The sequence below is a fragment of the Pseudosulfitobacter pseudonitzschiae genome, from assembly GCF_900129395.1.
Classification (GTDB): domain Bacteria; phylum Pseudomonadota; class Alphaproteobacteria; order Rhodobacterales; family Rhodobacteraceae; genus Pseudosulfitobacter; species Pseudosulfitobacter pseudonitzschiae.
Window position 1 is genome coordinate 334,657 of record NZ_FQVP01000002.1, and the last position, 13,438, is coordinate 348,094.

The following is a 13,438-nucleotide window of genomic DNA, read 5'->3' on the forward strand; positions in this document are numbered from 1 at the left end:
TCGTCAAAACAGCCTACACGATTCGCGGGAAATCCAAAACAGACAGCATGTTGCAGGGAGAGCTGTCATTGGCTCAGCGGTCAGGTGCAGCCATCGCCGAGGCCGAGGGCCTTCCGGCGCCGGCTGCAACTGCGGGCGCGACAGGTTCGGGCGTATAGGGGGGCATCCGTTTGTAGATGCCGTAGCACAGACAGGCCGTGGCCCCCATCATGGGGATCAACAGTCCCATCGCAAACAACGCATCCCCAATCAGCGCGCCGATGCTGCCGACCACAAGGCCCGACCCCATCTGGATGAACCCCAGCAGGGACGCGGCGGCACCTGCCATCTTGCCAAAGGGGGCAAGGGCTGCGGTCGACATGGTCGGCATGACAAATGAGATCCCGAAGGAATAAATCGCCACGGGGATCATGACGTGCAGGAAGCTGGGCGGCCAGATCAGCAGGGTCGCCGTGCCAACGCTGCCCGTGGCAATGAACAGCAGCCCCGGCAGCACGATCCGTTCCGATCCGTAAACGGTCATCAGGCGCCGCACCAGCAGCGAGCCAGTGAAAAACGCGCCAGATTGCGCCAGCATCGACAGGCCGAACTGCGACGGCGACAGGCCGACATCGCGCATCAGGATAAAGGGAAGGAATGTCGCTTGGGCGTAAATCGCGCCCAATGCGCCGCCGATGACGAAAGACGCGCTGAGAAAACGGCGGTTGGTCAGCAGCATCCGGTAGGACCCGGCCAGCGCCCGGAAATTCAACCGGCTGGTGTCGCGCACGACGGTTTCTTTCATGGAAAAGATCGTCACACAGATTACGATCAGCCCCAGAACGGTCATCAGCACAAAGATCGACCGCCAGCCAAATACGGGCAGCATCAGCCCGCCGATGGTTGGGGAAAGTGCCGGTCCCAAGGCAAGGATGATCCCGATCAGGTTCATGATCCGCGACGATTTCTCGCCAGTGAACAAGTCGCGCACCAGTGCGCGGGAAATCGCCACCCCAACCGATGCGCCGACCCCTTGGGCAAAGCGCGCAAAGATCAGCGTTTCCACTGACTGCGACAGCGTCGCCAGGATGCTGGCCGCGCAATACAAAAGCATGAACCCGATGGTGACAGGCCGCCGTCCCAGAGCGTCCGACAGGGGGCCCGCGATCAGTTGCGCACAGGCAAAGCCGCCGAAATACAGCGTCAGCGTGAGTTTTACGACGGATTCCGCGGAGTCGAAGTGATGCACCATCTCGGTCATCGCAGGCGTGTACAGCGCCATCGAGATCGGACCGATGGCAACCAGCAAAGCGCCGATAATGCTGACTTTGCGTTCGGACATGATGGGCTTGGCGGTCATGATGCGCTTTCGGTGCGCGCTGTGGCGCGTTCGGTTTCAAGGTTTTTGCGAATGGTGATGGCAACGGATTTGAACGCGGCAACCTGTTCTGCGGTCAAACCGGCCGTGGCCTGTGCGCGGGCTTGCTGGCCTGCGATGGCGATGCGCTCCAGCAGGTCCTGCGCTGCATCGGTCAGCGTCACGATCTTGGCGCGCCGGTCGGCAGGATCGGCTGCGCGTTCGATAAACCCGGACCGTTCCAGATTGTCGAGATAGCCGGTCACGCTCATCGGGGCGAGGCCAAGGTTTTCAGCCAGAACGTTCTGCCGTGTCGCGCCGCTGCGCGCCATGTGCACCAGCACACGCGCCTCTGACGTGGTGACAGGCACGCGGACCTTTTCGATTTCACGTTCGAATGTGCCCCGCATCAGGCGTGACATATCACCGATCAAAAAGCCGAGACTGTCAGGGTCGATGACCTTCGTTTCGGTCGGGGAGGGTGGGCTGAGCACAGGCATTCGGGGTCCAAAAAAGATATGGTTACCATATTATCTTGCTTACTTACTACCTTGCAGACCAAGGTCAATGGCCGACCTTTGGTTTTTTGCCTCCGGCTCGGCAGGTTTCGCGCGTGCGGCACGCCTTGCACAATCTCTGCGCAAAGGCAGTTGCACGTTCACGGCCTGTTCACGCTGACATTCCTCAAACTCCGCTAGTCATGCCTGAAACCTGTCTATCTCTGATCCAAAGCCTGTGCTTGAGTGACACCTGCGGCTGTCTCGAAAGGAATTGCGCCCCGTGTCCCATGTGTTTCCGCGTCATACCAAAACCCTGCCGCTCACTGTTTCGCACGGGCAGGGGGTTTACCTTTATGATGTAGATGGAAAAGCCTATTTTGACGGATCTGGCGGCGCTGCTGTGTCGTGTTTGGGGCACGGTGATCCAGAGGTCACGGCGGCGATCAAGGCGCAGCTTGACGCGGTCGCCTTTGCCCACACCAGCTTTTTCACCTCCGCCCCCGCCGAGGCTCTGGCAGACAAGCTGATCGCGCACGCGCCGGAAGGGATCGACCGTGTGTATTTCGTCTCTGGTGGTTCCGAAGCGATGGAAGCCGCGCTGAAGCTGGCGCGCCAGTATTATGTCGAGATCGGACAGCCCCAACGCCGCCATGTGATTGCGCGGCGGCAAAGTTATCATGGCAACACGTTGTTCGCATTGGCCACGGGCGGCAACGCATGGCGCCGCGCGCCCTTTGCGCCGTTGATGGTGGACACCGCGCATATTTCGGCGTGCTATGCCTACCGCGGGCAGGAGGCCGGAGAGAGCGCCGAAGCTTACGGGCTGCGTATGGCCAACGAACTTGAAGCCCAGATTCAACGGCTGGGCGCGGACACGGTCTTTGCCTTTGTCGCGGAGCCTGTCGTGGGCGCGACTGCGGGTGCGGTGCCGCCAGTGCCGGGGTACTTCAAGCGCATCCGCGAGATCTGTGATCAATACGGCGTGCTGCTGATCCTGGACGAGGTCATGTGCGGGATGGGCCGCACCGGCACGTTGTTTGCCTGCGAACAGGACGATGTGCGCCCCGACATCATCGCGGTCGCCAAGGGGCTGGGGGCAGGGTATCAGCCGATTGGCGCGATGCTGTGTTCGGCTGACATTTACACGGCCATCGAAGACGGCAGCGGGTATTTTCAGCACGGCCACACCTATGTCGGACACCCGGTTGCCTGCGCCGCTGCCCTGGCTGTGCTGACCCGGTTGACGGACGGCGGGCTGGTGGCCCGTGTGGACGAGATGGGCAAGCGGTTGCAGGCGGCACTGGAACAGGCGTTTGGTCAGCACCCCAACGTGGGGGACATTCGCGGCAGGGGCCTGTTTCGCGGGATCGAGTTCGTGATGGACCGCGAGACCAAAGCGCCGTTCCCGCCCGAACGCGCGCTGCACAAGGCATTGAAAAAAGCGACCTTCGAGGCCGGGCTGATCTGTTATCCGATGGGTGGTACCATTGACGGGCAGCGCGGCGATCACATCCTGCTGGCGCCGCCGTTCATCCTGGACGACAGCCATATCGAAGAGATCGTGACCAAGCTTGGGACCGCCATTGATACGGTGATCTAGCGACCTGAAGCCAAAGGATCGACGGCAAAACGCGCCATGAAGGGCGCGATGCCGCTGCCCGTGGCCCGCGCGGTGATGCCTGCGGTGCCGGGGGTGATTGTCATCTGCGCCAGCCCGCGCGTGTCCAGCCGTGAGGCGGCGGCCTGTACCGCCGTAACCAGTTGGTCGCGCAGATGCGCCGGTAGGCTGCTGTCGATAACGATGGCCTGCGGGTGCAAGAGCGCTTGCGCGTTGACGCAGGCAACGGCGATGGTTTGCGCGGCCTGCTCCGTCCATGACGCAAAAATCGCTTGCGCCGCAGTGTCCAGTGGTGTGGCACCGTAAAGCATTTCTCGCGCCAATCCCGCCGCTGTCAGATGCGCTTCGAGCTGATGCAGCGATGCCGTGCCGATCAGTTGCTGCGCGCCGCCGCCCAGCATCGACCCGATTGCGCCGGCCCGTCCGCCACCGGTGAACAACCGTCCGCCCATGGCGATGCCGCCGCCGATGAAGGTGCCGACATAGATATAGACAATGCTGTCATAACCTTCGGGATTCCCGGTTTCCAGTTCGGCCAGACACGCCGCCGCCACGTCGTTCAGGGATGTCACCGGCAATGCGAAACGCTCTGCGATCTCGGCCCGAAGATCGGCGTCGCGCCAGTCGGCCATCGCGCCTTTGGGGGCGTCAGCGGCGTCCTCCCAGTCTGCCAGCTGATCCGGCAACGCCAGTCCGATCCCGGTCAGATGCGCACGCTGCGGGGCTCTCAGACGGTTCTGCACCGTTGTGATGGCATCCTCGATCATGCCCCTCACCTCGGTCAGATTTGGAAATGCATAGCGGTGGGTGACCCGTTCCAGAATACGGTAGTCGAACCCCATGCCGACCACCTCCAGTGACCGACGCCCGACCTTGATGCCAAGCGCCGTCGCGCTGTCTGGGTTCAACTTGTAAGGCGTGGAGGGTTGTCCCACACGTCCGCGCACCGTTTTGCCGGGTTGCAACAGGCCATGACGCACCAGACGGTTCACGATCACCGTGGCCGATTGTGCCGACAGCCCCGAGGCACGGGTCAGTTCGGCCTTGCTCAACGCGCCAGCGCTGCGCACCAGATGCAGGAACAGCCGATCGTTGCAGGGCAGTGCTGTGCCAGTAACCTCTGTCATTGGGCGCTCCTCTTTCACCGAGTGAAAAAAGCGCAACAGAACTGGGCAAGTCAATATATAAATCAAGTTGAGTTAGTTATTGACACACAGGCTGATTCTGCCCTTTCTCAGGTCAGATAGGCAAGGGAGGACAGGCAGGTGCAAGGCAAACCCGTGATCGCCATCGGCGGTGAAAATCTGATAGATTTCGTCCAGACCGGCGAGGAAGACGGCGCGCCGCTGTTTGATGCGAACCCGGGTGGGTCGCCTTTCAACGTGGCGGTCGGACTGGCGCGGCAAGGGGTTGAAACGCATTATGTCACGCCGATTTCAAATGATGCACTGGGCGATACGCTGGCCGCGCGTCTGACCGCATCGGGTGCGATCATTGCCGCGCCGCGCCGGTCGGAGCCGACCTCGCGGGCGGTGGTGACATTGGAGCATGGCATTCCGACCTATGCGTTTCACCGCGATGGCACAGCCGAACGGCAGGTGACTGCAAAAAGTCTGTGGAAAAGCATCCCGGGGGATGTGGCAGCCTTGCATTGCGGGTCGCTGGCGTTGGCCGATGGTGCCGACGCCGATGCCTGGGTCGAGGTGCTGACCGAGGCCGCAGCGCGCGGGATTTTCGTGTCCTTCGATCCGAACGTGCGCGAGTCGCTGATTTACGACCGCATGACCTATATCGAGCGTGTCAGCCGCGTGATGCAGGTGGCGCATCTGGTCAAGCTGAGCGACGAGGATCTGGGCTGGCTCTTCCCTGAAGAGACCGAAGAGGATGCCATCGCGGCGCTGTTTGACGTCACCACAGCGGGGTTGGTGGTGCTGACGCGCGGGCCGAAGGATGCGACTGCCTTTTCCAACTCGGCCACCTGCACGGTGCCCGCCCCGCACGTCACGCGGCTGGTCGATACGGTGGGGGCAGGCGATACGTTCATGGCGACCTTGCTGGCGACACTGGCCGCACGTGATGCGTTGTCACCAGACGCTTTGGCGGCGATGGACGCGGATGACCTGCGTTATCTGCTGCGGCGCGCGGGGCAGGCGGCGGCGCTGAATTGTGAACACTCGGGGTGCAATCCGCCCGCGCGGTCGGATATCGACGTGGCACTGGCTGGCTGAGGATCTGCCGAAATGGCGCTTTATCTCGACACTGCGGACGTGACGGCGTGGGAAACGCTCATGCCCACGGGGCTGTTTCACGGGATCACGACGAACCCGTTGCTGGCGTCGCGTGCCGGGCTGGACTATCCCGCAATCGACTGGGCACAGATGGCCACCCGCGCCCGCGATCTGGGAGCGCAAGAGCTGCACGCACAGGTTTTCGGGCCGGTCGAGGGCTATGTCGACTGGGCGGGTGCGCTTTACGAGGCGGGCCGGACGGCGGGGATCGAAACGGTGGTGAAAATTCCGCTGGTCGAACCGGCCATCCGCGCCACGGGGGCCATTCGTGCCCTGGGTGGGCGTGTGCTGATGACCGCCTGTTATGACGCGAAACAGATGTTTGTCGCCAACGCACTGGGGGCGGATTTCATCGCGCCCTATTTCGGGCGGATGGACGATCTGGGCATGGACGCCTACGGCGCGCTGGCGCAGATGAAGGCGATACAAGGGGCAAGCGACAAGCGGTGCACGATCCTTGTGGCGTCGCTGCGGTCGCCCGAACAGATGGTGCGGCTGGCCGCCGAAGGGCAGGACACCTTCACAATCAGCCCCGGCGTGGCGCGGGCGCTGCTGGACGACCCCAACACCGCCGCCGCCTATGCCGAGTTCGAGGCGACGGTCTAGAGTTTGACTGTCGCCCCTTCGGGCAGCGTGCGCGGCGCGGCGTTCAGCGTCTCGATGGCAAAGCCGGCGGCGGCCTTGTACTTGGCCATGAACTCTTGCCGCTCAGTGGGGGGGATCACGTCGTCAATGTTGTCATAGTCCCCGCCCGAACGCTCGTTCAGCATGTTCAGCAGGCCGAAAGGCCCCGCGCCGCGATTGCGCAGGATCAGTTCGGAAATCGGGCCGCACAGTTTGGCGTCATAGGCGGCGAGTGCGCCCGCGTTCACTCCGTGCTCCACAAAGGCCACACCCAGCGCGCGCGCGTCGATAACCGCCTGACTGGCTCCGTTCGATCCAGTGGGATACATGGCGTGCGCCGCGTCGCCCATCAGTGCCACCGGGCCGTCGACCCAAGTGGACACCGGATCACGGTCGATCATCGGGTTCTCATAAGCACTGTCCGAGCCGCGGATCAGCGCGGGCACGTCCAGCCAGTCATAGACCCAGTCGTCGAAGTGGTGGATGAAATCGTCAATCGGCACCTCGCGGAACCACCCGATGTCGGCACGCTCGGATGGGTCATCCATCGTGACCTCGGCGATCCAGTTCACCAACGCCAGACCGGTGTCGGGATCGGGGTGCGAGATCGGATAGATAACCATGCGCTGCCGGTGCGTGCCAAGTCCCACAAAGGACGAGCCGGTGCGAATGGGTTTCGCCAGCGCGGTTCCCCGCCACATCACCGCACCGCCCCAGTGGATCGGCGGCTGGTCGGGGTGCATCTGTGCGCGCACGCGGCTGTGGATGCCGTCCGCGCCGATCAGCAGGGTGCCATCCTCGCGCGATGTGCTGCCGTCTGCGTGTTCAATCAGGGCAGTGACAGTGCCGTCAGCGTGCTTTTCATAGCCGGTGACCTTGGCCCCCAGCCGGATCGCGTCGTCGCCGGCGCGGTCCCGCAAAACACGGGCCAGCAACATGTGGAATTCCCCACGGTGCATCGCGTATTGCGGCCAGTTGTATCCTGCCTCGAGCCCGCGGGGTTCGGCATAAATGTCCTGACCGTTCAGTCCGACCATCGCCCATTCGCGCGCAGGCACGCCGACGCTGTCCAGTTCTTCGGCCGTCAGACCCATATCGAACAGCTCGCGCACCGCGTTGGGCTGGATGTTGATGCCCACGCCCAAGGGCCGCAGGCTGCGCACGCTTTCAAAGACCGTGCAGGGCACGCCGATCTGGTGCAAGGTCAGCGCCAGGGACAGCCCGCCGATGCCGCCGCCTGCAATCAGAACGCGGGTCAATTCAACAGCACCGGAATTTGCACCTGCCCGCGAAAGCCGAAGCCGCGCCAGATCACGTCGTCGGTGTTCGGGATGCTCATGTTTGGAAAACGGTCAAACAGCAGCGGCAGCATCACCTGTCCCACGGCGCGGCGCGCCACGTGGGTGCCCTGGCAAAAGTGCGGGCCGTTGCCAAAGGCCTGATGCTGGTTCTTGTCGCGGTACACGATGAAATCCTCGCCGTTCTCGTACAGGTCCTCGTCACGGCACGCACTGGCCTGAATGGTCATCACCGTGTCGCCCTTGGGGATGTGATAGCCGCGAATTTCCGTGTCTTCCAGTACCAGCCGGGCCGAGGCCTGAATGGGGGCGACCCAACGCACCCCTTCCTCGAAGGATTTGTCCCAGTCGGCGTTGCGTTTGACCTCTTCCAATTGGTCGGGATTGGTCAGCAGGCCGTAGATGATCGTGTTCAGCGCATCGCGCGGCTCGTTGATGCCACCGCCGATGGCGATCTTGATGTTGGAATAAATCTGGCTCATTTCGATGGGATCATCGGCGTTCAGCATCACTGACAGGGCCGAATTGTTCGGGTTCGCGCGGTGGCGGTCTTGCAGGCTGTCCATCAGGGCGTTCATCTCGGCATTGGCCTGATCCGAAATGGCAAAAGGTTCGTCCTTCCAGCCAAAGTTGCCTGCACCGTTGATCAGCGCCTGGGACCAGTGTTGCATCTGGTCATCCGTGGCCTCCTCAAGACCCAAAAGCACGGCCAGACCGCGCGCGGCGTAGGGGCCGGAGAGGGCAGGGAACAGGTCCACCACCTCGCCACGCGGCAGGCGGGCGACGTATTCCTCGGCGATCTGCTGATAGCGCGGCATCCAGTCGTTCATGATCACCTTGGGCGCAAAGGCAGGCGCCATCGCCATCCGCTCGCGCTTGTGCGCCTCGCCGTCCTTTCGCATCAGCGTGTGGGCCTGAAAGGCGCGTTTCATCGGGGTGTTGGGATCGTCCGAGCTGAAGATTTCGGGCGTGTCCTTGACGTATTTGGTGTCTTCGGCCTTGGTCAGCAGGGTGCGGCCGGCGGCCTTGACGCGCAAGACAGGCGCTTCGGCGCGCAGGCGGCGGTAGATCGGGTAGGGATCGCGATCCAGTTGCTCGAGGGTGATCGTCTCGTCGAGGGGGGCAAGGGTGGTCATGGTGGACCCTTTCACTGATGGAACCGACGCAGGGACTAGGGGCCCTGCGCTGTCGTCGTTAAATCTATTCGCAGGTGAAGCTGTCTGCCGAGGCGGGATCGCTGCCGGTGTAGCGGGCAACTTGCGGGGCGGGACACAGCGGACGGGAAATGTCGGCCATTGTCTCGGGCAGGTCAGGGTTCGACGCGCGTGCGGTTGCGGTCACGGCCTGTGGCTCCGTGCCGTTTTCCACCCATGCGACCAGCTCTGCGAACATGTCAAAACCCTCGACAGCAGGACCGCCTGAGCAGTGAGTCATGCCGGGGACAGGGTAGAATTTGGCAAACTCGCCCGCGTTGCCGCCGTTGTTGGTATCCAGCTTGCCGTACCAGTCTGCCGTGTCGTTGACGGAAAAGACCGGGTCTGACACGCCGTGAAAGAGGATCATCTTGCCCCCGGCGTCACGGAATTCCGCCAGTTCGGGGTTGTCCGATCCGGGCGGGGTCATCACCTCCATCGCGGATTCGGGGAAGGCATCGCTGGTGTCATAGATTTCGTCGGCGCGGGCGGTGAGGTCAAAATCCTTCAGGAATTGTTCCAGCGCGGCGGGGTCTCCTGCCACTTCCGTCGGGGGCGTGGTGAAGATTTGCGCCAGTGACGCGGCACCCATCACGGCGATGATCGGTTTCTTTTCCCATGGCGGGATCGGGCTTTCCAGTTTCCAGAACCGCCAGCCGCCGCCGGCGATGCCAGGGTCCCATGGAAAATCGCTGTAGAACGGAGCGCCGCCATCGGCGGTGCCTGCGTGAATGGTGTTCAGCGCAGTGACCTGTTCGGGCGACAGGCAGGCGGAATTCTGCCCCTCTGCGCATTGCAGCGCGGCACTGTCAAAGCTGGCCTGACAGTTGGCGGTGTCCATCACCAGACCGTCCTCGATCCCGTCAAGCGCATCGCAGGCTTGCAGGATGCCATCGGCAACCGTTTGCAAATCGGCGGGGCTGAACGCCGTGGCCAGATCGCCGGTGACCGCCGTTAGCGCCTGCACGTCAACCGCATGTTGCAGCGCCGCCTTGGGCAGGTTGAAGCCGGGTGCGCCGATCAGCAGGCCATCAAAGCTCTGCGGCATCCGCGATGCGGCAACCATGGCGTGCCGCCCGCCGTTCGAGCAGCCAATCCCATAGCTGTGACCGATCTCATTGTCGTAATAGGCCTCGACGATCTGGCGGGCCAGCGGGTCCAGCACCGCGACGGCCTTGTATCCGTACATCTGCCGCGCTTCTAAATCGAAACCAAAACGCGCGCCACCGGCAAGGCCTGCGTCCGTCACCGCCTTGCCATCATGGCCCGCGTCCGAGGATACGACGGCAAAGCCGCGCGCCAGAGGTGTCTCGTCACCCGTGCCCGCGCCCAAGCCGCCGGTGGCCGGTTTGACCTCGCCGTCGTTGCCGCCGTTGAACTGATGGACGTAATCGCCGTTCCAGACATCCGGCAGGGCCAGCTCGAACTGCAGCGCATAGTCGCGCCCGTCGGTGCCGGTGCGTTCGGCGGTGACGGCGCGGATGCGGCATTGGGCGGCGGGGCTGTCCTCGCCTGCGGGCACCGGTGCGACTTCGGTAAAGGTGACGCCACTCAGCCCCAGTGCCTCGGGCGTCAAACCTTCGCATTGCATTTGTGCTGCGGCCAATGTGGCCGTGCTGCACAACAGTGCGGCCGTTCCCATTGTCTTGAACATCACAGTTTTCCTCCCAGATACTCTGTGTCTTAGTCTTGCGCGCGCCTCAGACGCTTTCTCCCAACAAGCGCATCGCATTTTCCTTCAGGATCAACGGGCGCACTTCGTCCTTGAACGGGGCGGCCTCGAAGTCGGCCAACCAGCGGTCGGGCGTGATCGCGGGCCAATCCGAGCCGAACAGCATCTTCTTTTTCAGGATCGAGTTTGCATAGCGTATGAAGGTTTCGGGGAAGTACTTGGGCGACCAGCCGGACATGTCGTAATAGACGTTGGGCTTGTGCTGTGCGACCGCCAGACCTTCTTCTGTCCAGGGGAACGACGGGTGGGCCAGGATGATCTTCATGTCGGGGAAATCGACCGCCACATCGTCCAGATACATCGGATTTGAATACTTCAACCGCATCCCCATGCCGCCACGCATCCCCGAACCGACGCCGGTCTGGCCGGTGTGGAACAGGGTGATCACCCCCTCTTCGGCGCAGGCTTCCAGCACGGTGTAACATGCCTCGCGGTCATTGGGGAAAAAGCCCTGCATGGTGGGGTGAAACTTGAACCCGCGCACGCCGAAATCGCGCACCAGACGGCGCACTTCGCGCGCACCGGCCTTGCCCTTGTGCGGGTCGACCGAGGCAAAGGGAATCAGGATGTCGTCATTCTCGGCGCAGATACCTGCAACCTCTTCGTTGGAATAGCGGCGAAAGCCGGTCTCGCGCTCGGCGTCCACCGGAAAGATCACCGCCGCGATGTTGCGTTCGCGATAATAGTTGGCGGTATCCTGCACTGTGGGCAACATGCCCTTGGCGCCTGCGGGATTCTTGAAATAGGCGGCCATGCCTGCCTGGAATTCGTTGTAACCATCATCACGGTGATCACAGCATGGCTCTTCCGCGTGCGTATGGAAATCGATCGCGCGAACGGATGCAAAGTCTACCAAGAATCAATCCTCCCTCGGGTTTTGAAGAAACTGTAGCACGAAAAACGCTATGCTGTGTAACAATTACAGTCTATAACACTTTTAACATTATTTTTACAGGAAGGGGATTCTCGTGGCCAAAGACTCAGCCAAGACGCACGTGACCCGCATCGAGATCGAAGACGACATCGCAACCATCATTTTTGACCGCCCTGACAAGCGTAACGCGATGAACGATGCGCTGGTGTCGGCGCTGGACGATTTCTTTTCCAATCCGCCAAAGGGTGTGCGTGCTGTGATCCTTTACGGTGAAGGCGGGCACTTCTGTTCCGGTCTGGACCTTTCCGAACACGAACACCGCAGCCCGGAAGAGACGGTATATCATTCGCGCAACTGGCATCGCGTGGCCGACCTGATCGAATATGGCGGCTTGCCCGTGATCGCCGCGATGACGGGTGCCGTGATTGGTGGCGGTCTTGAGATTGCCACCTCGGCGCATGTGCGCATTGCCGAGCCGTCGGTGCGTTTCCAGTTGCCGGAAGGACGGCGCGGGATCTTTGTCGGCGGCGGGGCCACCGTTCGCGTGGGGCGGATCATCGGTGCGGACCGTATGCGGGAAATGATGCTGACCGGCCGGAACTACGGCGCCGAGGACGGCCTGCGTCTGGGGCTGGCCCATTATTCCGTGGGCGAGGGCGAGGCGTTGCCGCTGGCGAAAAAGCTGGCGCGTGAGGTGGCGGATAATGCACCGTTCTCGAATTACCTGATGATTCAGGCCATCGGGCGCATCGGCGATATGTCCCGCTCGGATGGTCTGTTCACCGAAAGCCTGTCCGCCGCGATGTCGCAGACATCGGCAGGCGCACAGGAAGGTCTGCGTGCGTTCCTGGAGAAACGCCCGCCGGATTTCCACAAAAAGTAAGCCGGGAAAAAATCCGGTTCAGCGATCATCTTTAGGGAGGAAACAAGATGAAAAAACGGACACTACTGATCGGCGCGGCTGCGGCCGTTGCCATGTTGCCGGGGCTGGCATTCGCGCAAGAGGTCACATTGCGCCTGCACCAGTTCCTGCCGCCCGTGGCCACCGTGCCCGCGAAAATTCTCAAGCCCTGGGGCGAAGAGGTGACCGCCGCATCCGATGGGCGCATTGCCATTCAGCACTTTGACGCGATGGCCCTGGGTGGGCGTCCGCCCGAACTGCTGGACCAGGCGCGCGACGGTGTGGTCGATCTGGCGATGACCGTGGTGGGCTATACCCCCGGACGCTACCCGCGCACCGAGGTGTTCGAACTGCCGTTCATGATGAAAGATCCCGTTGGCACATCGCGTGCGTTCTGGGAAATGGTCGAAACCGACTTTCAGGAAAGCGAATATCAGGACGTTAAGGTCCTGGGCGCATGGGTGCATGGTCCCGGTGTGATCCACACCAAGGACCCGGTGACCAAGCTGGAAGACATGAAGGGCAAGACCCTGCGCGGCCCGACCCGTGTGATCAACGACATGCTGTCCGAACTGGGGGCCACCCCCGTCGGTATGCCCTTGCCCGCGATCCCCGAGGCGCTGTCCAAGGGTGTTGTCAACGGCACCGTGATCCCGTGGGAAGTGACCCCGTCGATCCGTCTGGCAGAGCTGGTCAGCAACCACGCCGAATTCTCGGGTGATGAGGCGCTGTACACCGCGACCATCGTTCTGGTGATGAACCGGGCAAAATACGACGCGCTGCCCGATGACCTGAAGGCCATTCTGGACGAGAAATCCGGCGCCGCCCTGTCCACGTTCGCCGCCGAGGTCATGTTTGAATACGACAAGCCGGGCCGCGACATCGCCGTGGAGAAAGGCAACACCATCGTGCAGCTGGACGAAGCCGAGGTCGCCCGCTGGAAAGAGGCCGCACAACCGGTTGTCGCCCGCTGGGTGGCCGACATGGACAGCAAGGGCATCGACGGTCAGGCCCTGATTGATCAGGCCAAAGGGCTGATCGACAAGTACTCGAACTGAGGTTCGGCGCGGCGTG

The 13,438-nt window shown here is 62.3% G+C and carries 12 protein-coding genes; 5 read left to right on the plus strand and 7 right to left on the minus strand.

The window, feature by feature from the left end:
- Nucleotides 1-73 precede the first annotated feature (73 nt).
- Together BUC08_RS05960 and BUC08_RS05965 are read right to left on the minus strand one after the other, a co-directional pair.
- Entirely contained in the window at nt 74-1,339 is a 1,266-nt protein-coding gene (locus BUC08_RS05960) for a multidrug effflux MFS transporter (protein WP_037924832.1), read from the minus strand.
- Entirely contained in the window at nt 1,336-1,836 is a 501-nt protein-coding gene (locus BUC08_RS05965) for a MarR family winged helix-turn-helix transcriptional regulator (protein ID WP_037924835.1), read from the minus strand. The genes BUC08_RS05960 and BUC08_RS05965 overlap by 4 nt, the downstream gene beginning before the upstream one ends.
- A 280-nt stretch (nt 1,837-2,116) precedes the next feature.
- Here BUC08_RS05965 and BUC08_RS05970 point away from each other — a divergent pair, with 280 nt between their 5' ends.
- Nucleotides 2,117-3,436, plus strand: a complete 1,320-nt coding sequence (locus tag BUC08_RS05970; RefSeq protein ID WP_037924837.1) for an aspartate aminotransferase family protein — start codon at nt 2,117-2,119, stop codon at nt 3,434-3,436.
- Here the strand turns inward: BUC08_RS05970 and BUC08_RS05975 are convergent.
- Entirely contained in the window at nt 3,433-4,581 is a 1,149-nt protein-coding gene (locus BUC08_RS05975) for an ROK family transcriptional regulator (protein WP_051694183.1), read from the minus strand. The genes BUC08_RS05970 and BUC08_RS05975 overlap by 4 nt on opposite strands.
- A 138-nt stretch (nt 4,582-4,719) precedes the next feature.
- Here BUC08_RS05975 and BUC08_RS05980 point away from each other — a divergent pair, with 138 nt between their 5' ends.
- On the plus strand, nt 4,720-5,682 hold the full coding sequence (locus tag BUC08_RS05980) for a carbohydrate kinase family protein (RefSeq protein WP_051694185.1): 963 nt from the start codon (nt 4,720-4,722) through the stop codon (nt 5,680-5,682).
- A 12-nt stretch (nt 5,683-5,694) separates the two neighbouring features.
- Entirely contained in the window at nt 5,695-6,348 is a 654-nt protein-coding gene (locus BUC08_RS05985; protein WP_037924840.1) for a transaldolase family protein, read from the plus strand.
- Here BUC08_RS05985 and BUC08_RS05990 read toward each other — a convergent pair.
- The 4 genes from BUC08_RS05990 to BUC08_RS06005 form a co-directional block, all read right to left on the minus strand.
- Complete coding sequence (locus tag BUC08_RS05990) at nt 6,345-7,625, minus strand: flavin-dependent oxidoreductase (protein ID WP_037924841.1); 1,281 nt, start codon at nt 7,623-7,625, stop codon at nt 6,345-6,347. The two genes, BUC08_RS05985 and BUC08_RS05990, sit on opposite strands and share 4 nt — an antisense overlap.
- Nucleotides 7,622-8,800: a cytochrome P450 gene (locus BUC08_RS05995; RefSeq protein WP_037924843.1), complete on the minus strand. Its 1,179-nt coding sequence runs from the start codon at nt 8,798-8,800 to the stop codon at nt 7,622-7,624. The genes BUC08_RS05990 and BUC08_RS05995 overlap by 4 nt, the downstream gene beginning before the upstream one ends.
- Nucleotides 8,801-8,864: 64 nt before the next feature.
- Nucleotides 8,865-10,511: a tannase/feruloyl esterase family alpha/beta hydrolase gene (locus BUC08_RS06000; protein WP_037924846.1), complete on the minus strand. Its 1,647-nt coding sequence runs from the start codon at nt 10,509-10,511 to the stop codon at nt 8,865-8,867.
- 46 nt (nt 10,512-10,557) lie between these two features.
- The gene (locus BUC08_RS06005; protein ID WP_037924848.1) at nt 10,558-11,445 is read right to left on the minus strand and encodes an amidohydrolase family protein; all 888 of its coding nucleotides are present in this window, start codon (nt 11,443-11,445) and stop codon (nt 10,558-10,560) included.
- A 112-nt stretch (nt 11,446-11,557) separates the two neighbouring features.
- On the opposite strand from BUC08_RS06005, the gene BUC08_RS06010 reads away from it, so the two are divergent.
- Together BUC08_RS06010 and BUC08_RS06015 are read left to right on the plus strand one after the other, a co-directional pair.
- On the plus strand, nt 11,558-12,346 hold the full coding sequence (locus tag BUC08_RS06010; protein WP_051694188.1) for a crotonase/enoyl-CoA hydratase family protein: 789 nt from the start codon (nt 11,558-11,560) through the stop codon (nt 12,344-12,346).
- 47 nt (nt 12,347-12,393) lie between these two features.
- A complete protein-coding gene (locus BUC08_RS06015) occupies nt 12,394-13,422 on the plus strand; it encodes a TRAP transporter substrate-binding protein (protein ID WP_037924851.1) in 1,029 nt (342 codons plus the stop codon).
- Nucleotides 13,423-13,438 lie beyond the last annotated feature (16 nt).